The sequence below is a fragment of the bacterium genome, from assembly GCA_040755755.1.
Taxonomy (GTDB): Bacteria; SZUA-182; SZUA-182; order DTGQ01; family DTGQ01; genus DTGQ01.
Map to the genome: position 1 here is coordinate 1 of JBFLZW010000009.1, position 17,551 is coordinate 17,551.

Consider the following 17,551-nt stretch of genomic DNA (forward strand, 5'->3'; position numbering starts at 1 on the left):
TATATGTTCTCATATTGTCGCTCATGATATACTCCTTTTTAATTATTTTTTCAATTACTTAGAGTATATCATGAGCGACAGCTAATGTGTTCTCAATCTATTTCTAAAAATGTGTCCGGTAGTGAGTTCACCATTTAATAAACGATATTTTCCATACAAGAAGAACGAGTTCATTTGCTTTCTCCTCTCCTCTCCTCCTGCTGTTTCGCCTCGCTCAGCTTCCTGTCCAGTTGCCGGATAGCTCCAAGGCACAGGCTGATGATAGCCTTGAGTGAGAGATAGGGTTTGCCCTCCGGATCGTACAGGATTTTTCCACTCACCTTATCCCTGCCGAGCAGCCACTCCGGCAGGCTGCTGTCGTCGATAATTTCAAGCCCTGTCCGGGGATCAAGTATTCCGCTTGGCCTGATGGCACAGATTACCGCAAGATCATCAACCGGGACAATCGTACCATTCTCCTGCCTGTGGTCAAGGAAGAAAAAGTCAGCCACATTATACCAGTCGTCGGCATAGGCATCATCCCAGGCAGCAGATGAGGTTCCCAGGTCCTGCACCTTATGGTCCTGGGGTCCGAAGAGGCCATAGCGGACATTGTACTGATGCATGCCCTGCGCTGTCTTATCCCACAGGGAAAGTGTAATGGCAGGCTCAAGGTCATTGATGTCGCCGTCAACCTCTACCGCTGCCCCATTGACCGCACCGGACCAGTCGCCGCAGGACAGGGAGCTCTGGCGTTTTGCCGTCAGGCGAAGGTCACGAAACCGCGCGTCAGACCCACCCCACCAGGCACCATTGAGGCCGAGAAAACAATCCACAACGTTATTGGCATTGGGTTTGATCAGGAATCTGTTGCCATCGGCATCGCCACCGATCTCCACCGCATAATTTGTTCCCTGGAATTTGATGATACCCGGATTGGTATCACTCCCGGCCAGGGTGATATCTCCACCGCCGGAGACCGTTACCCCTCCGCTGGAATTCACCTTGATCGTCAGGGTGCCAAAAAACTGGTCCCATTTGATCCCCTTGCCCCCCGAATAATCTCCGATGGTCACATTACCCTGGCCAGACCCCCCATATATAGCCTGGAATCTCACCTGGCCGCTGGTGTTATAGCCGGTCAAAGCCACATTAGTGATAACCAGCCCGCCACTGGTCGCAGGATCAGCACTGGTTTTAATCTCCCCGTTATCGCCGACTATCACCGCTGCGGTAATCTGATTCGCCCCTGCGCCCTGGGCATCGGTCGTTCCCTGATACAGGGGAGAATAGCCACGATCGGTATTGGCTTCACTTACCACCAGTGTATCTGTCGAAATATCTCCCCAGTCATCCAGGGCATCGGAAAACCTTATGGCTTCAACATCCACCAGGAGCCCGTCCCGGATAATCATGCGGGTAATCATGCAATCCCATCCGGCAGATTCTCCCCCCAGATTGGAGGCATTGACGGTGATCATATCTCCGGGCTCGAGAAACAGCAGTCTGCCTGTGCCCGTAAAGGTAATGGTTCTATCCCGTAATAAAACACGCTGCAAGGCCAGTTTTGCGCATTTCTGGGCCTTGGCGCTGTCCAGCACCCAGTCAGCCTCAATGGTAGTGTCAGACCGTTTATCCGTGCTGCTCTTGACCGCAATCAGGCTTTTATTGACCTGGTCAACCGGCTCATCAGCAGTCTGCCAGGTCACATAGCCGGAATCTTTCTGTTTTTGGGTGAAGGTATGGTTAATTCGAAATGTCCCTGGAATAACCATGGTCTCATCTATGGTCATCTGGCTTGTTTTGGTCAGCACCTTGAACCCGATTTTATCCCGATATACCGGGATCATGCCAGCCAGGATAAAGAGCTTGCTGATGAGCTTTTCTCTCGGCATTCGATACCACAGGCCGACATTCATCGCCAATCCCCTGGCCGTGAACGTGCTGCGCGCCGCATCGAGGGAATCCGTATCGATGAACATCGATGAGATGCCGAAGGATTGCAGGAGGCTTGCGGCGATATCCGCAGGGTTGGTCGTACCTGCCAGGTCGCTTCGGGAGAATTTCACCGGCAGGTCATAAATCTCCTTGCCGATAATGCCCCAGAATCCGTTGGCATCGTTCGTGCCGTCATGATTGGCATCATCGCACAAAAGCTGCATCACCCGCCAACTGTTTCCATCCGCCCCGGTGACCGTATCCTGCTTAAAGGTGTATGTTCCACTCTGATACGTGGTTTTAAAATTAACCTCACGGGGAGTCCTGGCCTGGCTGATGGTATAGATTACCCCAGGAGGCCCCAGGAGGTAATGATCAGTGCTGACGCTGGTCAAATTACTGGTCAGGTCGTCGCTGGCAGCCGTGAGATTGACCGTGGTTATCTCTGATGCGTAGATATAGCTTTGCACCCAGCATGCTTTGACTCCGTCAGCTCCGCAGTGAGCCAGGAGAAACTGTCCGACAGAGAAGAGGGCCCTCTGATCACCGGCTACGGTGAAAGTGTCCGCATCGACATAGACTGCCGCCTGCGATTTGCTGATCCATCGCGTGGGGATGTATGCCGTACCGTAGACTATCGGCACACACATATTGTCAGCCTTCATTACATCGGCTGGAAAAAGCTCACTCACCAGTGGCGTAGTGGGGTAATCCCCTTCCAGGTGCAAGGTAAACCAGTCCTGGCACTCCAGGATCATCACCTGATCAACAGCATGAGCCGAGACTACCTTGAACCGCCAGGCCATCAGCTCGGCTGCTACCGCAGCCGATCCGATCAGCCGCACCACGATAGCTGCGCCAATAAAACTGGACGGCGAATAGCCATCGATTGAATTGCCGTGAAAATCGACGGCCATTGTCAGCCTGACCGGAGGGATCACCTCAAAGCCCGGCTCTGCCGCTGGAATCTGGAGCGGAGAAAAGGAAATCACCCGAAATGAATAGCTGTATCCATTCCAGGATGTCTCCTGATTTGACCAGCGATAGTCCACCGAGCCATTGGCATTCAGGTCAACATCAAACAGCCAGCTCACCTGCCTGGCAGCAGCATTCAGAATGATCTGCCGTGCCAGATCATTATCCTGGAACTGGAATACATGGCTGAACTCAATCCAGGGATTGGCTGCCGTGGCAGTGGTTTCATCCTCCGGCAGGTCTATTGAGTCTATATCCCCAGCGATTAATCCGGCTTCACGCGAGACAGCCAGGGTATTAAAGGCCCGCACTCCCAGTTCGATTACCAGCCGGTCTCCTGCCTGAATGGTCAGGGGTGTCAGGGCGGTTTCGGGGGGAAAATGGCGATTTTCGCAGGTGGGGAAAAGGGAAAATTCCGAAGTCAGCGCCGAGGGGAAATAAGCCAGGAGTGTCCCTCGCAGGATCGACCCATCACCGGAGACGACTTTGATCAGCAGGGCAGGGCAAAAATCCCCGTCAGAGTTTATTTCATAGGCTCTGATTTGCCCACGGACCGTTCCGGATATGGTTTGTGCCGTCAAAGCGTCAGAGATATACTGATAGATCGATACATCATAGGGAGCGCTCCCGGAAGTCTCGACAACTCCCTGTCCTCCGGCACTGGCCCCTGTTTTTGCAGGATAGGTCATCCATCTGCAGGTATTTACCTGTTCCCACTGGCTGCTGTAAGCCGGGCTGATGGGAGCACTGACATATCGAGGGAAATAGAATCTAGTTCCCATTGCCGCTCCCCTGGGCATCATTGGGCTGATGCATCCCCCGCATCTTCTCCCAGAGCCGGTTCAGGAAAGATTCGATCAGCCACTCATTCAGCCGGTTACCGTTATTGTCGAGGCAGAATTTTTGAGCGAATTGAAGTATTGTCTGTTTCTCTGTATCAGTCATAGTATCGCCTCCTGCCTGCACCAGATATACGCCTCATTGAGTTTTCCGTCTGTATAGTTGTCAATTCTTCCCAGATCGGCCTGGATCGTTGTCATTCCGGTTTCCTCCCTGCAATGGAGAGCAAAAGATTAGCCAGACCATAGATTTTGTAATTGCGCAGGAATGACTCCCACCGGCAATCGAACCTGACCACATAGACATGGCTGTCATACTGAGCCGGTGGAGCCCACCAGAAAGTCCTGGCTGTTCCGCACCCCTTGGCCGGGTCATGGTAAAAATCAAAGAGTGTACCATGATCCGCCTCGCTCAAATACTGCCATTGCAGCTTGACCCAGAACCTCGACTGATCGGACAGAATCACCCGCTCCTCAGCCCTGCCCCTGCCCAGATGGATTTCGATATCCTTTTCTCCTGATATGGTCAGAACTTCCTGCGGATCCACGCTCAGGGTAGCGGCATAATCAGGAGTGACATCGGTCAGAAAATCGTACATGGTCAGGATCGGCATCAGACTCTCCCCCGCAGCTTCTGCACCACCGCCGGATCATCCAGACTGTTGACGACCTGTGATTTTATCACCTGGCCATCGACCACGACATTAATGGTAATTTGTGCCGACTCTTTCAGGTCAAGCAGCATCGGCGCGACCGCCCTTCCCACCTCCTGACCGATAGCCGCAGCGCTCATCTGCTCTCCCTTCTCTCTGGCCACCCAGGGAATGCCCAGGATATCCTGCCGCACTCCGGCCACCACACCGGCATAGTCGGCGCTGGCTGCCTGATAGAATGGCAGCAGGGTGCCGGTGATGAACGATGACAGGGGATTGAATTCCTGTGGATTGCCAATCGCCCCGGCCAATAACTGCTGATAGGCGCTCTGCAATCCAGCCACGCTCTGCACCGGAGCCAGGGGGCCGGTATCGAGACTCATCAACAGACTGTTCACCGGCCCAAGAATTGCGCTGGTATTAGTTTGTATGGCTGTAGTATTCAGGCCAAGGGCATTGGCTACTGATTTAAGTGATTGATCAAAAGTTTCAAATATTGGTTTGAGTGTCTCCAGAATCGTACCAAGTTGTCCGCCAGCATCAATAAAGGCAGAAGTTACAGTGTCAAGTGTTGTGCCGCCATCACCCTTAATATACTGATCAAGTAATCCAAATGCACCAACAAAGCCGGTTGAACTCATCATAATTTGATCAATAACTTGGTTGGTAAATCCTTGCGCTAGCCCAGCTTTCACCTTCTCATACATGAACCTTTCCAGGCTATCACCAAATCCCTGAAAGCCGCTCGTATCAATGCTTTCGAGGAAAGCATTACCGATTCCCTGAGCTATATTCTCCTGGATTTCGTAGAACTTGGCTGAAATCTGATCAAAATAAGCCGTCCACATTTGAGCATCTTCCGCACTAATGAATGAGCTGACAGGCCTGATATAGCCATATTCATGAGGGATATCAGGACCACCATCCCATCCTGGTTCATAATAGGTATTGGATTTCACCCCAACCTGAGAGGATAGCCATTGATTTAAAATAGCCGCCCTTTTTTGCGGGTCTTTTTCCGCTTCTGGACCAAAGAGAACATTCCACATTTCTTGAGGAAAAGTACCGTAAACATTAGGTAAAATATGAGGGAATGGGCCATGCATGGCCATATTACTGAGGTTCTGCAGATTGATATCACCAAATGTAATATTCCATAACCATTCAAAAGCATCCTTGACTCCTGGCACTAATTTTGAGATATCGAAATAGGAAGCAATCATATTTTGAAGGTTATTTATATTCGTGCCTCGCTGAATATCAAAAGCTGTTTTCCCATGTAAATGAATAGGAATATTTGCCGCAGTGCTATCGGTTAACAAAGCTATCCGATGATAAAAATCAATCTGTTTTTGAAGAGTAATCTCAATAGTGTTAAGTAACTCCTGATTTTTAGGGGTATCTTTCCATTTCTGACCTATACGCTTAATTTGTCCGTCAATCACCTCATATAATAAATCAATAGATGGATGTTTTTCATTATAATTTTTAGACCATTCACCAAATAATCCACCCCCAACAGCACCAATTATAGTTCCCCATCCAGGTTTAATGAGGGTCCCAATTATAGCTCCCTGTATTGCACCTTTTTCAGCATTCAGTTGACCTGATTTATGCTGTTGATAAAGATCATACCCCATCATCCCCATACCCAAATAAGATCCCCAATTTGAACCTGAGTTTGCAGTAGAATTACCTGACCCCAGAGTAAGATTAAAAGAACTCAGCCCACCAGACAACTGTTTGCTATTCATGTAATTCATAGCGGCATCGATGCCTTTTTTGATATTATCACCAATCACTTTATCCAGTACCATCTTCAGGAAGTAATCCTTAATATCCTGGAAAAATCGCTTGAATGCATCACGCCCACCGTTTAGGCTGTCGATGATCGCATCAGATAAGCCGCTACTGATATGGCCTATGGTTTGATCCCACTGCCGCTGGATTTCCTCCTGCTTCTGCTTGGCAAGTTTTATAGCTTTGTTATATTTATCAATATCGATCTCTGCTAGAGCATTGGCTTCTTTTAGCAGTTCATCGGCTGTTTTTTCTGATGAAATTTGGAGATCAGTATTGAATTTTGATAATTTTTTATCTGTTTCTTGGAGATTGGTTTTAAAGGTTGACATTCCAGCGTGGAGGTCCTTAAATGCGCCATTACCTCCCTGCATGGTTTTATTTAGCGCATCGAGCTCAAGATTGAAAGCCTTAGTCAGCTCTGGAATATCGCCTAGGAGTTTTCGATATTCGGCATATTTTTCATTGAGCTTTTTGACTGCATAATCATGCTCGCTAAGGGTAAGGCTATCAATGGTATCCTGGAGTTCCTTTAGTGCATTGATAACATCTTTAGATGTTTCCTTGGTGGTATCAAATTTTTCTTTTTCGAGTACTCCGCTTGCCCCCCGGAGCTTGTAAACCTCTTCATCGATGACAATGCCAGACCTTCGCAAGCTTTCAGTCTGGCCTTCCATGGCTTTCCCTAAAGCTAAGGCTGCACTGCGCACATCACCTTCCATCACCGCCGCCAGGTCAACCATCACCCTGGTCGCCATCGGTATCTGATCATTGCCGATGGAGTCAAACATCATCAGCATCTTCTGGCCGCGCTCGATTTGATCGTCTTCGATCCCGGTCAGCTTCTGCAAAGATTCGGCCTGCTTCAGGGTGTTTTGGTAGAACTCATCGGAATACCGATTATTAGCCACCATAGCTGCCTTGAGCGATCGATCGGCCTGATCCTGAGCAGCCGCAAGCTTCACCCATCCCTCGATCATCTGCTCCAGTTTCCAGACTCCCAAAGCTGCACCGACCCCCATAATGGCATCCTTCAGGGAGAAAAGCGTATTGCCGGCGTCACTGAGCGCTCCCTGGAGGGTATGCATTTTCCCCCTGGTTTCTTCCACTCTCTGGCCGGTTTCATCGAGACTGCGATTGAACTCCTTGATAGGAGCGCTGTTACTTTCACTCTGTATTCTTAGCCTTAATTCTTCAGTCACTTGTTATTCCCGGTTTTTGTTTTGCTTTACTGCTTTCCTTTAACCACTTCTCTGTCCGATTGATCTTGCGGATAATATCCAGTTGCTCTTCAGCCTCGATAGCCATCAGGTCCATGATCCTGGCCAGAAAGCCGTAATCCAGATTGCCATTCAGCCCATCTCTAGCCTGAAAGCATAGATCGTGCACCTCGACACAAACCTCGTTAGCTGCTGTGAGCTGCGGAGGCTGACGTTCGCAGCCTCCGCACGGCGGATCAATACCTTCCTGCGCGAATTTTTTCCGGCAGCCGGGGCAATACTCGTCTAATCTCCAGCGCCAGAAGTCAATGAGTTTTTTATTTCCTCCTCCTCAGCCTGGTTTGCCCGGACCTGAGCATCGAGGCAGGCGGCAGCTACAAGATTAGTGAAGCCGGGGAACTGCTCGACCAATACCTTTTTGTTCTCCTCGTTGAAAGGAATCGGCTGGCCGGTGCCATCCTTAAGCTCCCAGTCGATAATCTGGCTCATGAAAATTTTGGGCAGATAGATATCCTGATCAACATTCCCCTTGCCGCTTTCTGCCTCCCTGCGGATTTTGCGCAGGGTTGACCTGGTCAATGGTTTTATCTTAATCCTGAACTTTAACCCCTCAAATTCCGATCTTTCAAACACCCGGTGATTTCCGTCAATCCATACTCCATCCTGTTGGCTAAGATCAAGGAACAGGTCCATAACTCTGATCTCCTTTTAATAACTGGCCTGCGAATTGACCAGGACAACCTTCATATCTGATGCATCAGCATCGTCCTCGTAATAACCCAGAAAATCAAGTTCAAGGTATGCGCCCGCAGGTCCGGTAATCGCCGGAGATTTCTGGCTGTATTTCAGCTCGTCAACCGATACTGCCAGCGAATATGATCCGCTGGTCAGGGTAATCGACAGTGAGCTTTTCGTTTTGTTCCGCCCTTTGGCCAGGATAGTATCGCCATCGAACATGCCCCGGATCCTGCCCGTGACTGACGGGATGCCCTCTCCCCTGACCGTAGCCTCTCCCGTGCTGCCCAGGCCAAAGCCGAGCACAGAGTTATTGTTCAGGGTAAAGGTCAGCTCCTCCAGAGAGGTCACCGCACTGCCGCCTTCGGATACGTTGGATATGTCCTGCAAATCGAAAATCTTTGATGGTTTGCTCAGATCTGTTGGACTGGCTGAATACGGGCTGGTCCCTGCCGTTTCCTTGGATCCCAGCAACGGGACCGAATATTGAAACTGCCCGTTCTGATTAAAAGAAAACGTGATTCCGTTAGCCAGGCAACCGTTGTATTTGTAATACCTGCTGATATCCGTCCAACCCTTGTCGAGCAGGAAGGACGGCGTAGATCCGATCTTAAAGGTGTGCGTATAGGGCCCTGTGCCTGAAGTAGTCGGTGCACCGAAAACCATCTTAAGAATATAGCCGATAGCTATCAGATCAACCGGCCCGGTCAAGGTGCCGGTCACAACTTTATTACCGTACCAGGGCAGGGAAGAATGTCGTCCTGCGCCGATCAGATTAGTCGGCTGAGGAGACTGATCTATGCCAAGATCAAGCGAATTGATCGGTAATTTGATCGCTGCCGGGGATACTGGATCCGTTTTAAAAGTCGTTTCAAAATCAAGCAAAGCTTGCGCATTAATATTACTCGCCCATGCCATTTTGATTCTCCCTTACCATGTCTTATGTCGTTTATACTCAAAAACTACTGTCTTGCTTTGAATTTTCATCCCTCCGCTTTCTGAGGAAAAAGTCTGCGACGGCTCTTCACCCACGGGGAAGGCATTCAGGATATGGCCATTGCCTGTGGTGAATCCGAGCTTTTGATCGATCAGGCTGGCGATCACATCCTGAGCAATAGCCAGCACTCCATGGCTGCCCATGATAGACTCTTCCGGCTGTATGATCCGCTGAAAAACGGTCAGCCTGACCTGAGCATATTGAATATACTGTTTGCTGAGCTGCTGCTCGTTTTTGATCAGCCCGTCCTTGATCTCGATGGCCGGAAACCCGCATCCCGGAGGAATCTGAGCGTCGTCCTCGGTGATGTAGATGTCTGCGTCCCGGATATAGCACAGACTCTCGTCAATCTGAAGGTGCGCCTTGATAGCCGTCATCAATTCTTTCATGCCATTATTCTCCTGCTTGTCCTGCCTGTCCCAGGGCGCCACCGGCAGTCCCGAATACATACCTGGCAATGGACCGCTTCAGATAGACTATGTCCGAATCCTGCACCAGGAGAAACTTCCTTGCCGGGATATCTCCCCAGGGAAGCTTCTGCAATCTGGTATGCTCTCTCACTGTATGCTCCCGGACCGGTCTTCCTTTCCTGATAAATGCCTTGACCGTATGCTGTTTAACCCTGACCTGCACCGTACCGAAGGAACCTTTCTCTGCCCCATACTGATGAGTTTTGGCATACGGCACGTTGGTGGCGATCTCCAGGAAATCCGGCCCGGTCGTCGATGATCCCGGCCCGGTCAGGCTATTCAGCAATATCCCGCTTTTCCGCAGAGTCTGGCCGGTCTTGCCTTTCCCCCGGCCACGGCTCAAGGCCCGCTTCGATGGCTCCCACTTCACCGGCCTTCCGCCCTCGGCAAAATTCCTGGAGATGCTCCGCTGCATCCTGCCCTGGAAATCCTGGAAGACCGGGCGCATATCCTCCAGCCGGTGCGCGACCTGAATAAACGTGGTTTGGACTTCCTTACAATTGCTGGTGATGCTGAAAACAAGCGGGCCTGGCATTGCTATACTCCATTAAAAGATTCTTCGCTCATGTCGGTAAGACAACACAGTAATATTTCTCCCGCAGAGACGCAGAGACGCAAAGAAAAAAAGACAAATTATTTTCTCTGCGCCTTTGCGTCTCTGCGGGAGACCGTTTCTCCATTCATCAAAATCCCTCCATGTTAGCCCTGGTGAAAACAGCGCTATTCGAGCTGATGCTCACTTCATTGGGAGGAGAATCAGCCACCGGAGTCGCGGCCCCCAGGGCAGCCTTGCCCTCGGTGACCAGCTTGAGATAAGCGATTGCCTGATGGTGCCGGTCTTTACGGATTTCCGGTATCTCGATATCACGCCTGGCATAAAGGTTATAAATGGCCATATCCACGGCGTACTTTCGGATCAGCTCCGGCACCGGAGTCAGCGGCACGGCATACAGCTTCTGGCAATAGCCGTCGATCTCCGCGCTGGCGTCAATTATCGCCTTATCGACGACGGCCTCCAGGGTCTCGTCCATTTCGGTCTTCAGCCCGCTGTCATCCGTAAGCTTGATAACCATCGAAATGGAAATCTGATCCGGGTAAATATCGGCTTTGGTGCAATAGGGTATCGTTGGCATTGGTTCCTCCCTATAATGTATAGAAGAGTGAAAATCCTATAGAGGGGATTTCCCGCAGAGACGCAGAGGCGCAGAGAAAATAATTTGTCTTTTTTACCTCTGCGCCTCTGCGTCTCTGCGGGAGAAATATTAAGGAGAATGAGCCGGAATTACCAGATAGCCGTTATCACGCTAACCCAGGAATTAGGATCTTCACAGATGTACACATGATTGGCATCCCAGGCGATATCACCAGGATATCCCGGTGATGTCGCTGTCGCAGGAGTTTTCCGCTAAACCCTATTTCCCCTTTTTCCCCTTCGCGGGGCCGGATGGCTCCGAACCATCATCAGCGACAGGTCCCTCTAGCTTGCCATTGGCAGCAGAGGCATCCTCCTGGCTGCTGACCTGTGCTGGGATTTCCAGCACAATCAGCATCGGATCAGCCTTGAGCCGCGCAACCTGCTCATCGGTGAACCGTCCATCGGGGTAATCGACTGGCTTCTCGGAATGCCGGACCCCGCACCGGCAAAAGCCCTCTTTTTTTGACACGATCCGTAACATCGAATTCTCCTTTTTTTACTGACCACTGACCACTATCTTGCACTTACTCCATTACGACAGCCACGGCAGACACAGCGGCTTGGCGGTGTTGTAATACACGTTGGTTGCTCCGGCCTGGTTTCTCTCCGCCAGCAGAATTTCCCGCGCGTTGCCATCGAGGGACGGCGGATAAACCAGTAAGTCAGGCATGATTCCCAGGGGGACTCCATTATCGTTCTTGAAGGCCATCATGGCCGACCTGGCCGCCGCGTAGTTAGTCGCATCGAGCGTATCCTTGCTGGCGTAAGCCAACTGCCACAATCCATAGCCGACATTTCCCCGGTAATCGACTCCATAGCGGTACTTCTTGCGCATAAACACATTCTCGTCGGTGATGGAGTCCATTGCCACAAACTGCGGGCTCTGGCGCTCCTGGTAGATGAGCGGTTTGATAAACCGGCTGGTGTCGAACAGATACCAGGCCGTCCCGGCTCCTCCGCCATAGTTGCTGACAGTGGAAGAGCCGACCGGGTGATCGGTGTCGAAAAAGTACTGGCCGTCATAGCAGATAGTAGTAAATCCTGCAGCAAGAAGCCCCGCGAGCAAATAATCAGGGTGAACCTTGGAACTTCTGCCCAGCTCCTGAATAGGCGACTTGTAGACGCCGATGTTGTCATCCAGGATGTCGTTCCTGTCAATTTCGATGGTGCCCTCGTAGTCCTTGTTTGTGATGCTGTAACCATGCAGCATCAGGTTTTGCAGCACCCTGTCCCCCAGCCACTCCCGGAGCATCGGAAAAGCGCCCAGCCAGGCGTAATCCTGAGTCTTGCTCGTGGATGGCGCCAGGCTGGCGAAGGCAGGCCAGTACACCTGCGTGATCTCCATCGCCTGGTTAAAGAGCGCGCTGTTAGTCTTATAGATCGACGCCAGCATCGCCGCTGTAATCGTACCCTTGACAATGCTCATTTCTTTGTTCTCCTTTCATTGGCCCCTGGCCACTGATTGCTTACCTCTGATCGATATCCACCCAGACGGCAGTAGCGCTTTCCACCTTGACAATTTTCCCGGCAGGGATGTCGTTCGTCGTACCAGCAGCCAAAGCCACGGTCTGATCATCCAAAACATATACGGTTTTCCCTACATCAGCCGCTGTCATCCCGGAGGCTGCAAAGAGGAAAACCCCCTTCCTTTTGATCTTGACGTTAATGGCTCCATTCGCTCCGGCAGAATTATCCGCCTCGGCACAAGCCACTCCGGCAAACATAAAATTGGCCGTATCAGCTCCCGGCGCAGCATAGCCGCTGGCATTGGTACAAACCATGCTCCCGCCATAAACTTTGGCAGAAGCCGCCATAGGTAATTCTTCCTCCACACCCTCCTTATAGAGCGTGTCCCTGTCTTTGGTTAATGCACTCATTCTCTATTTTCTCCTTTCCCTGACCACTGACCACTAAATGAAAGTGTGAAGTGTAAAGTGTGAAGTGTGAAGTGTGAAATTTCTCCCTCCACCCTTCTCCCTTCTCCCTTCACTTTACCCCACAGGCCGGTAATACTTCTTGAAATCTTCCTCGCTCATGCCCATCTGTTTCATAACCACCCGGTCGGTTTCAGTGATCTCGGCCCTGGTTTCGCCTGCAGGCGGATCTCCGGCCCCGACATCCTTCATCATCACCACCACCGGGGCCTTTTCGACGAACATCTTAAACCCTGCCGGATCACCTTTGGCATAAGCCGTTGCCCAATCCTTCTGTGCCGCCGTGACCTTGCCCGCCTTCATTGCCTCGGTGACCAGTCCGTCGGCCTCCTGCCTGGCCAGCTTCTCCTTCATGGCCTGGAACTCTTCCACCGAAATCCCGGCAGTCTGAGGCTGCTTAAGAGCGCGAATCGTGGCGATGGCTTCCGACTTGGTTGCCGCCGCCGCCAGGCCAAGCTCAGTCATGATTTCCGTGCAGGCGACTGGAAAACGCAGACCGGAAGTTTTGAGCCCCTGGATCGCTCCGAGAACATCCATGCTGGTTGCCTCCGGAGGCAGATTCAGGGCCGACATAATTTCCTGGCCGATCACCGGCTGATTCAGCCTGGCTTTCATGGCCAGCAGGGCTTTTTCTTCGCTGGTGTCTTCCGGAAGGCCCAGCAAGACTAATACTTGCTTTAACATGATTTCCTCCTTTACGTTGGTTTGAGAATCTAAAGCCTTCATCACCAGGGGCACCAAATTGTTACCCCTGGGCAGATTAGTCAAGGCCATGCTTTGGATAGCGACCAGCCTCCTGGTCTTATCCAGCCCAACTACAGGGCTGTAATACCGGTATTGCCGGTTTTTAATCATCTCCCTGGCCGGTTCGGTCCAGTCAACCCGGCAGGCCAGGCCGGTGCCGTCAAAGAAAAATTCTTTTATCCAGCCCGCAGCCGGTGCGATCCCTCCGGTCAGGGTTTGATGCTCGTAATCGATTACGGTATCAACTCCCTTTGCCCGGTGTGCAGCCCTGACCGATTCGATGGATGCCTCATCGACGGTAAACGGCTCCATGCCGATTCCGGTAACCTGGCCCAGGGGGAAGATCAAAAACTCACTCGGAGCAGAGGGCGATGCCTCCATCGTGATGGTGATTACGGTTTCATCTCTCTGTGTCTCTGTGTCTCTGTGGTGTCCTTTTTCTTTTTCTTCACCCATTTTCCCGACTCCTTACCCAAAATTCACCAGAGGCCCAAAAATCGATTTTCCCTGCCTCCTGGCTACCAACCATGCGGTTCTCCATTTCGATCGATTTTCCCCTCTTACAGAGCGGTTTTCCCCTCTGTCCCCTCTTACCCCCGGCTTGACAAATCCGAAGGTGAAAGTGTATAGTAAAAATAACCACGAAATGAGGAGATAATAATGGACAAGAGCAAAATTCCCTTTTATGCTTCCAGCCTGGCCCAGAGCTTTATTGATTTCGAGCTGGGCGAAGTAGGACAAGAAAACCTTATCCATGATCAGCAATCGATTTCCTATATGCTGAAGCAAGGGTACAGCATCGATGATCTGGGCCTGATGGATGCGGTCAATATTCTTCGCGCCCATGATATCGAGAAGGCCAGGAAGGCCGCCGCATTGATTCAGCATCCTGAAGGAAAAGCCTCTGCCGAACGAAGCATTCGATGTTTTCAAGAGCGATGTATCCGCTGATCTCAAAGAATTTTCCCCTTGTTTTTCTGTAATCCGGTCCGGTGTTTTTCTATGATTTCAAGCCAATATTTTGATAAATCACCGTCCTGTAAACTTACCCCCAACCCGTTTTCCGGTAAACTCACTCCGGGAAGAAGTTTAGCCAGCTCTCCCCTTACCAATTTTTCGTAATCAGCGGGGTCCCCCTGTATATTCAATGTCCAGATCAGGTCTGAAAACCGCTGCCGATCCTGCCCTGCAGCTTCCATGAGCTGCATGAAGTTAGAAACCATCGGCTGGTAGATTGTGTCCCTTTCCTGGAAAATCAGCTTCGCATATTGATCTATATTTTGCAGTTTCAACGATTCGCAGAAATCAGGAAAGAAAAGCCGCGCCCAGCTTTCATTCACCAACTGAGACAGGTTATGATAATTCACCTCTTTTTTGTTATTATACCGTGGCAGGTCTATTTGCACGCCCAGGGAGTGTCCGAACTCATGGCAAAGGGTAGTGAGTGCGTCGGCCTGCTCGAATGAGGTAATCCTGCCATCCTGCAATGCTTTTTCAATGTGCATATATCGATCGAGTGCCAGCCCGATAGTTCTTTTTGCCTGATCCCAGCTACCGCTACGTTTTGTCTCGAACTCAAACCTTTTCACCGGCACGGCCTCAGCTCCCATTAGCTTGAAATTCTCCTGAAGGCCATTGAGCCTATCCGTCAACTGGCCCATATTCCGCACCGGCCCGAACCGCTCCTCAAAGGCCCGCTCGAAGATTTTCCGCTCCTCATCAGAGAACTTCGACAAGTCCGGCTCCCAGGCCACCTTCCCCGGATTGACAGCGAAACCTTCCGGAGGCATCAGCCTGGCTGGTTTATCCGATATGCTGCCATCCGGCAGCACCGGATAATATTCCTTCCCGGTCAGGTCTCCCTCGGTGGGTGTTATCCCCTCCTCCTCCAGGTCGTCATCACTTAGGTCATCCACCCCTGACCGGCAGCCGAAGTGATTCGGCGGGTAAAACTTATTCCAGAACGGATGGTCATACCGGTAGCAGACCGCAGGCGTGCTGCCGTGTCCGCCGAGCTCGTAGCACAGCGGGGTGGTGCCCGCGTCATCGATGGAGTTGTACCTCCACCAGGGCCGCTGTTTGGCCCTCTCCATTTGTTTATTGTATCTACCAACCGAATAACTAGTCTGGATATTCTGATGAAGCACGATCTTAATATGACGCGGATTCTCCGGAGCATACCCCGAATCACGTAATATCCCATTGAACGCCTCCTGGAAGCCTTTTAACACTCCCCCCTCGGTGAGAACCTTTTCCACCTCTGCATGCAGGTCTTTCAACACCCGCAAGGAAGTGATATTCGACACGGTAAACGCCTTCACCCTGGCCTCGGCAGAGAGCTGATAGAACTTGTCCGGATGCAGGATTTCCTTGCTGGCGAAAAATTGTATGGCTTCCGTGAATGCGCCCTTCATTTTACCGTAGTTCTCCCATACAGCCCTGCTGCCAGAATCCCCCTGGCAATCAACCGCTCCAGATCATCGGATGGCAGGTCGTTGAACGCCAGATATATCCGGTCACGGAGTTGAGGCAAAGATTCGGCGCTGCTCACTATCTCACCGAGCTTCTTTTCCATATCCGGATAAATCTTCCCATACTCCCGGAGGCAGGTTGCAACGATATCCTCCACCCCCTGCTGCCTGGCACTGAAGGTGCGCGGCTGCCCCTGGGCAAGAACTTCAGTGGTCAGTGGCCACTGACCACTGACCACTCCCTCTCCTGCTTTCATCATCAGAGGCTGCTGTCGCGCCGGGGGAGTAACGATCTCCTCGCCTTCTTCCGGCTCCGGAATATTGTATTTGCCATAAAAGTAATTCGTGGCCACCGGTAGACCCATTTCCACCAATCCCTTATCGATCTGGAGTGCCGTAACTAAATCTTCCGGAGGCTCATACGCCGTCTTATACCGGGGATACTTCGCCTGCGGGCCGAAATTGAACATCACCAGCGGGATCACGAGCTGCTGGGTGATGGTTTTGTCGAGGGCCATGCAATCCGCTTCCAGCAGATCTTGCCGCACCTTATCATGCACCTGAGCAGCAGCCCGCGATCCTTCCTGCACCTCGGTCGTGAGATTTTGTCCCAGCACCACGATCGAGATTTCGTTATTGACCAGCCCGATGAAGACCTTGTAAATGTCACTGTTGGCAGCCCCACTGATGGCCGACTCAAACGCTATCTCCGTGTTCTTGCTGATAATTCCGGCTCCATCCGTCCCGATGGCCTGCACTGCGGTTTTCAGTGCCGCCCGGTCCTGCACCGTAGCCGAAGGATCGTACTTCCCTAACCGGAGCGGCATGCCGTATACTTCGCAAAACCGTACCCAGTCCTTGAAGCTGTAGCTCTTGAACAGATAAAACCAGGCCAGGGTGCGCAACAGGCCCGACCTGGCCGGATATCCGCTCCGGGCCTTATATTTGTGGACTATAAACTTGGCGGGATAGTTCGCCAGGGATTCCCCCTGGCTCGGTTCATCGTCCGTGATCAGCCGGAGCTCGGTCTGTTTGTCGTCCCAGGTGAAGCGTTTCTGGTGCCGCCACTTCAGCTCGGCAATAATGTTCCTGCCGTCCCGGACATCCCAGATGATCTCCACCACCGCATACCCCTTGCCGATGGCATCCAGCAGGTCAAGCTGAGCTTCGGTCCAATTGGCAATTCCGCCGATCGCCTCTTTGACGAATTCCGCCTGCCTCACCGCCTCCTTGTCCGACTCGTCAGCCGGAAGGACATCCCACTTTAACCCGATAACCGCCTGCTTCCTGGTCTGGAAGCAGGAGAAAATCCTGGTGTCCTTCTCCTCGATCTCCTCGAAAAGCTCCATCTGCTGGTAGACATCCCCAGCGTCCGCCGCTTTGAGGATGGAAGCCAGCCGGACGGCAGTCAGCCCATTGCTGGGATAGGTCGAGTATGGGTCCTGCAGCCTGACCGCCGCCACCTCGTCCCGGTCCGGAGTACCGGGCAGATAGATTTTGTTGCCATTGGCATCGTAAATGTATTTCCGTTCCTGTTCTGGCATAAATGCTCCGATTATTTACAACTTGCTCTAACACTATGCAGCATTTCTCCCGCAGAG

18 protein-coding genes are annotated in these 17,551 nt (G+C 51.6%); 2 read left to right on the top strand and 16 right to left on the bottom strand.

What is annotated here, in order from left to right; genetic code table 11:
- Positions 1-170: 170 nt before the first annotated feature.
- From AB1611_03155 to AB1611_03175, 5 genes are all read right to left on the bottom strand, one after another.
- Positions 171-3,674, bottom strand: a complete 3,504-nt coding sequence (locus AB1611_03155) for a phage tail protein (protein ID MEW6378589.1) — start codon at positions 3,672-3,674, stop codon at positions 171-173.
- On the bottom strand, positions 3,664-3,837 hold the full coding sequence (locus AB1611_03160; protein ID MEW6378590.1) for a hypothetical protein: 174 nt from the start codon (positions 3,835-3,837) through the stop codon (positions 3,664-3,666). The genes AB1611_03155 and AB1611_03160 overlap by 11 nt, the downstream gene beginning before the upstream one ends.
- Positions 3,838-3,928: 91 nt before the next feature.
- Complete coding sequence (locus AB1611_03165; protein MEW6378591.1) at positions 3,929-4,345, bottom strand: hypothetical protein; 417 nt, start codon at positions 4,343-4,345, stop codon at positions 3,929-3,931.
- Complete coding sequence (locus AB1611_03170; protein ID MEW6378592.1) at positions 4,345-7,386, bottom strand: hypothetical protein; 3,042 nt, start codon at positions 7,384-7,386, stop codon at positions 4,345-4,347. Before AB1611_03170 ends, AB1611_03165 begins: the two co-directional genes overlap by 1 nt.
- A complete protein-coding gene (locus tag AB1611_03175; GenBank protein ID MEW6378593.1) occupies positions 7,379-7,573 on the bottom strand; it encodes a hypothetical protein in 195 nt (64 codons plus the stop codon). The genes AB1611_03170 and AB1611_03175 overlap by 8 nt, the downstream gene beginning before the upstream one ends.
- Here AB1611_03175 and AB1611_03180 point away from each other — a divergent pair.
- On the top strand, positions 7,568-7,693 hold the full coding sequence (locus AB1611_03180) for a hypothetical protein (protein MEW6378594.1): 126 nt from the start codon (positions 7,568-7,570) through the stop codon (positions 7,691-7,693). The genes AB1611_03175 and AB1611_03180 overlap by 6 nt on opposite strands.
- Here the strand turns inward: AB1611_03180 and AB1611_03185 are convergent.
- From AB1611_03185 to AB1611_03225, 9 genes are all read right to left on the bottom strand, one after another.
- Complete coding sequence (locus AB1611_03185) at positions 7,690-8,097, bottom strand: hypothetical protein (protein MEW6378595.1); 408 nt, start codon at positions 8,095-8,097, stop codon at positions 7,690-7,692. The two genes, AB1611_03180 and AB1611_03185, sit on opposite strands and share 4 nt — an antisense overlap.
- Before the next feature lie 15 nt (positions 8,098-8,112).
- The gene (locus tag AB1611_03190; GenBank protein ID MEW6378596.1) at positions 8,113-9,057 is read right to left on the bottom strand and encodes a phage tail tube protein; all 945 of its coding nucleotides are present in this window, start codon (positions 9,055-9,057) and stop codon (positions 8,113-8,115) included.
- A 12-nt stretch (positions 9,058-9,069) separates the two neighbouring features.
- On the bottom strand, positions 9,070-9,525 hold the full coding sequence (locus AB1611_03195) for a hypothetical protein (GenBank protein MEW6378597.1): 456 nt from the start codon (positions 9,523-9,525) through the stop codon (positions 9,070-9,072).
- Between the two features lie 4 nt (positions 9,526-9,529).
- A complete protein-coding gene (locus tag AB1611_03200) occupies positions 9,530-10,141 on the bottom strand; it encodes a phage virion morphogenesis protein (GenBank protein MEW6378598.1) in 612 nt (203 codons plus the stop codon).
- Between the two features lie 148 nt (positions 10,142-10,289).
- Positions 10,290-10,739: a DUF1320 domain-containing protein gene (locus AB1611_03205; protein MEW6378599.1), complete on the bottom strand. Its 450-nt coding sequence runs from the start codon at positions 10,737-10,739 to the stop codon at positions 10,290-10,292.
- 279 nt (positions 10,740-11,018) lie between these two features.
- Positions 11,019-11,282: an HI1506-related protein gene (locus AB1611_03210; protein ID MEW6378600.1), complete on the bottom strand. Its 264-nt coding sequence runs from the start codon at positions 11,280-11,282 to the stop codon at positions 11,019-11,021.
- A gap of 51 nt (positions 11,283-11,333) precedes the next feature.
- The gene (locus AB1611_03215) at positions 11,334-12,227 is read right to left on the bottom strand and encodes a Mu-like prophage major head subunit gpT family protein (protein MEW6378601.1); all 894 of its coding nucleotides are present in this window, start codon (positions 12,225-12,227) and stop codon (positions 11,334-11,336) included.
- Between the two features lie 40 nt (positions 12,228-12,267).
- Positions 12,268-12,678: a hypothetical protein gene (locus tag AB1611_03220; GenBank protein ID MEW6378602.1), complete on the bottom strand. Its 411-nt coding sequence runs from the start codon at positions 12,676-12,678 to the stop codon at positions 12,268-12,270.
- A 114-nt stretch (positions 12,679-12,792) separates the two neighbouring features.
- Positions 12,793-13,935: a phage protease gene (locus AB1611_03225; GenBank protein ID MEW6378603.1), complete on the bottom strand. Its 1,143-nt coding sequence runs from the start codon at positions 13,933-13,935 to the stop codon at positions 12,793-12,795.
- A gap of 204 nt (positions 13,936-14,139) precedes the next feature.
- Here AB1611_03225 and AB1611_03230 point away from each other — a divergent pair, with 204 nt between their 5' ends.
- Positions 14,140-14,430 carry a hypothetical protein gene (locus tag AB1611_03230; protein MEW6378604.1) on the top strand — a complete coding sequence of 97 codons (291 nt, stop codon included), beginning with the start codon at positions 14,140-14,142 and terminating at the stop codon, positions 14,428-14,430.
- Positions 14,431-14,432: 2 nt separating this feature from the next.
- On the opposite strand, the gene AB1611_03235 is transcribed toward AB1611_03230, so the two are convergent.
- Complete coding sequence (locus AB1611_03235; protein ID MEW6378605.1) at positions 14,433-15,893, bottom strand: phage minor head protein; 1,461 nt, start codon at positions 15,891-15,893, stop codon at positions 14,433-14,435.
- On the bottom strand, positions 15,890-17,494 hold the full coding sequence (locus AB1611_03240) for a DUF935 domain-containing protein (GenBank protein MEW6378606.1): 1,605 nt from the start codon (positions 17,492-17,494) through the stop codon (positions 15,890-15,892). Before AB1611_03240 ends, AB1611_03235 begins: the two co-directional genes overlap by 4 nt.
- Positions 17,495-17,551: the final 57 nt, after the last annotated feature.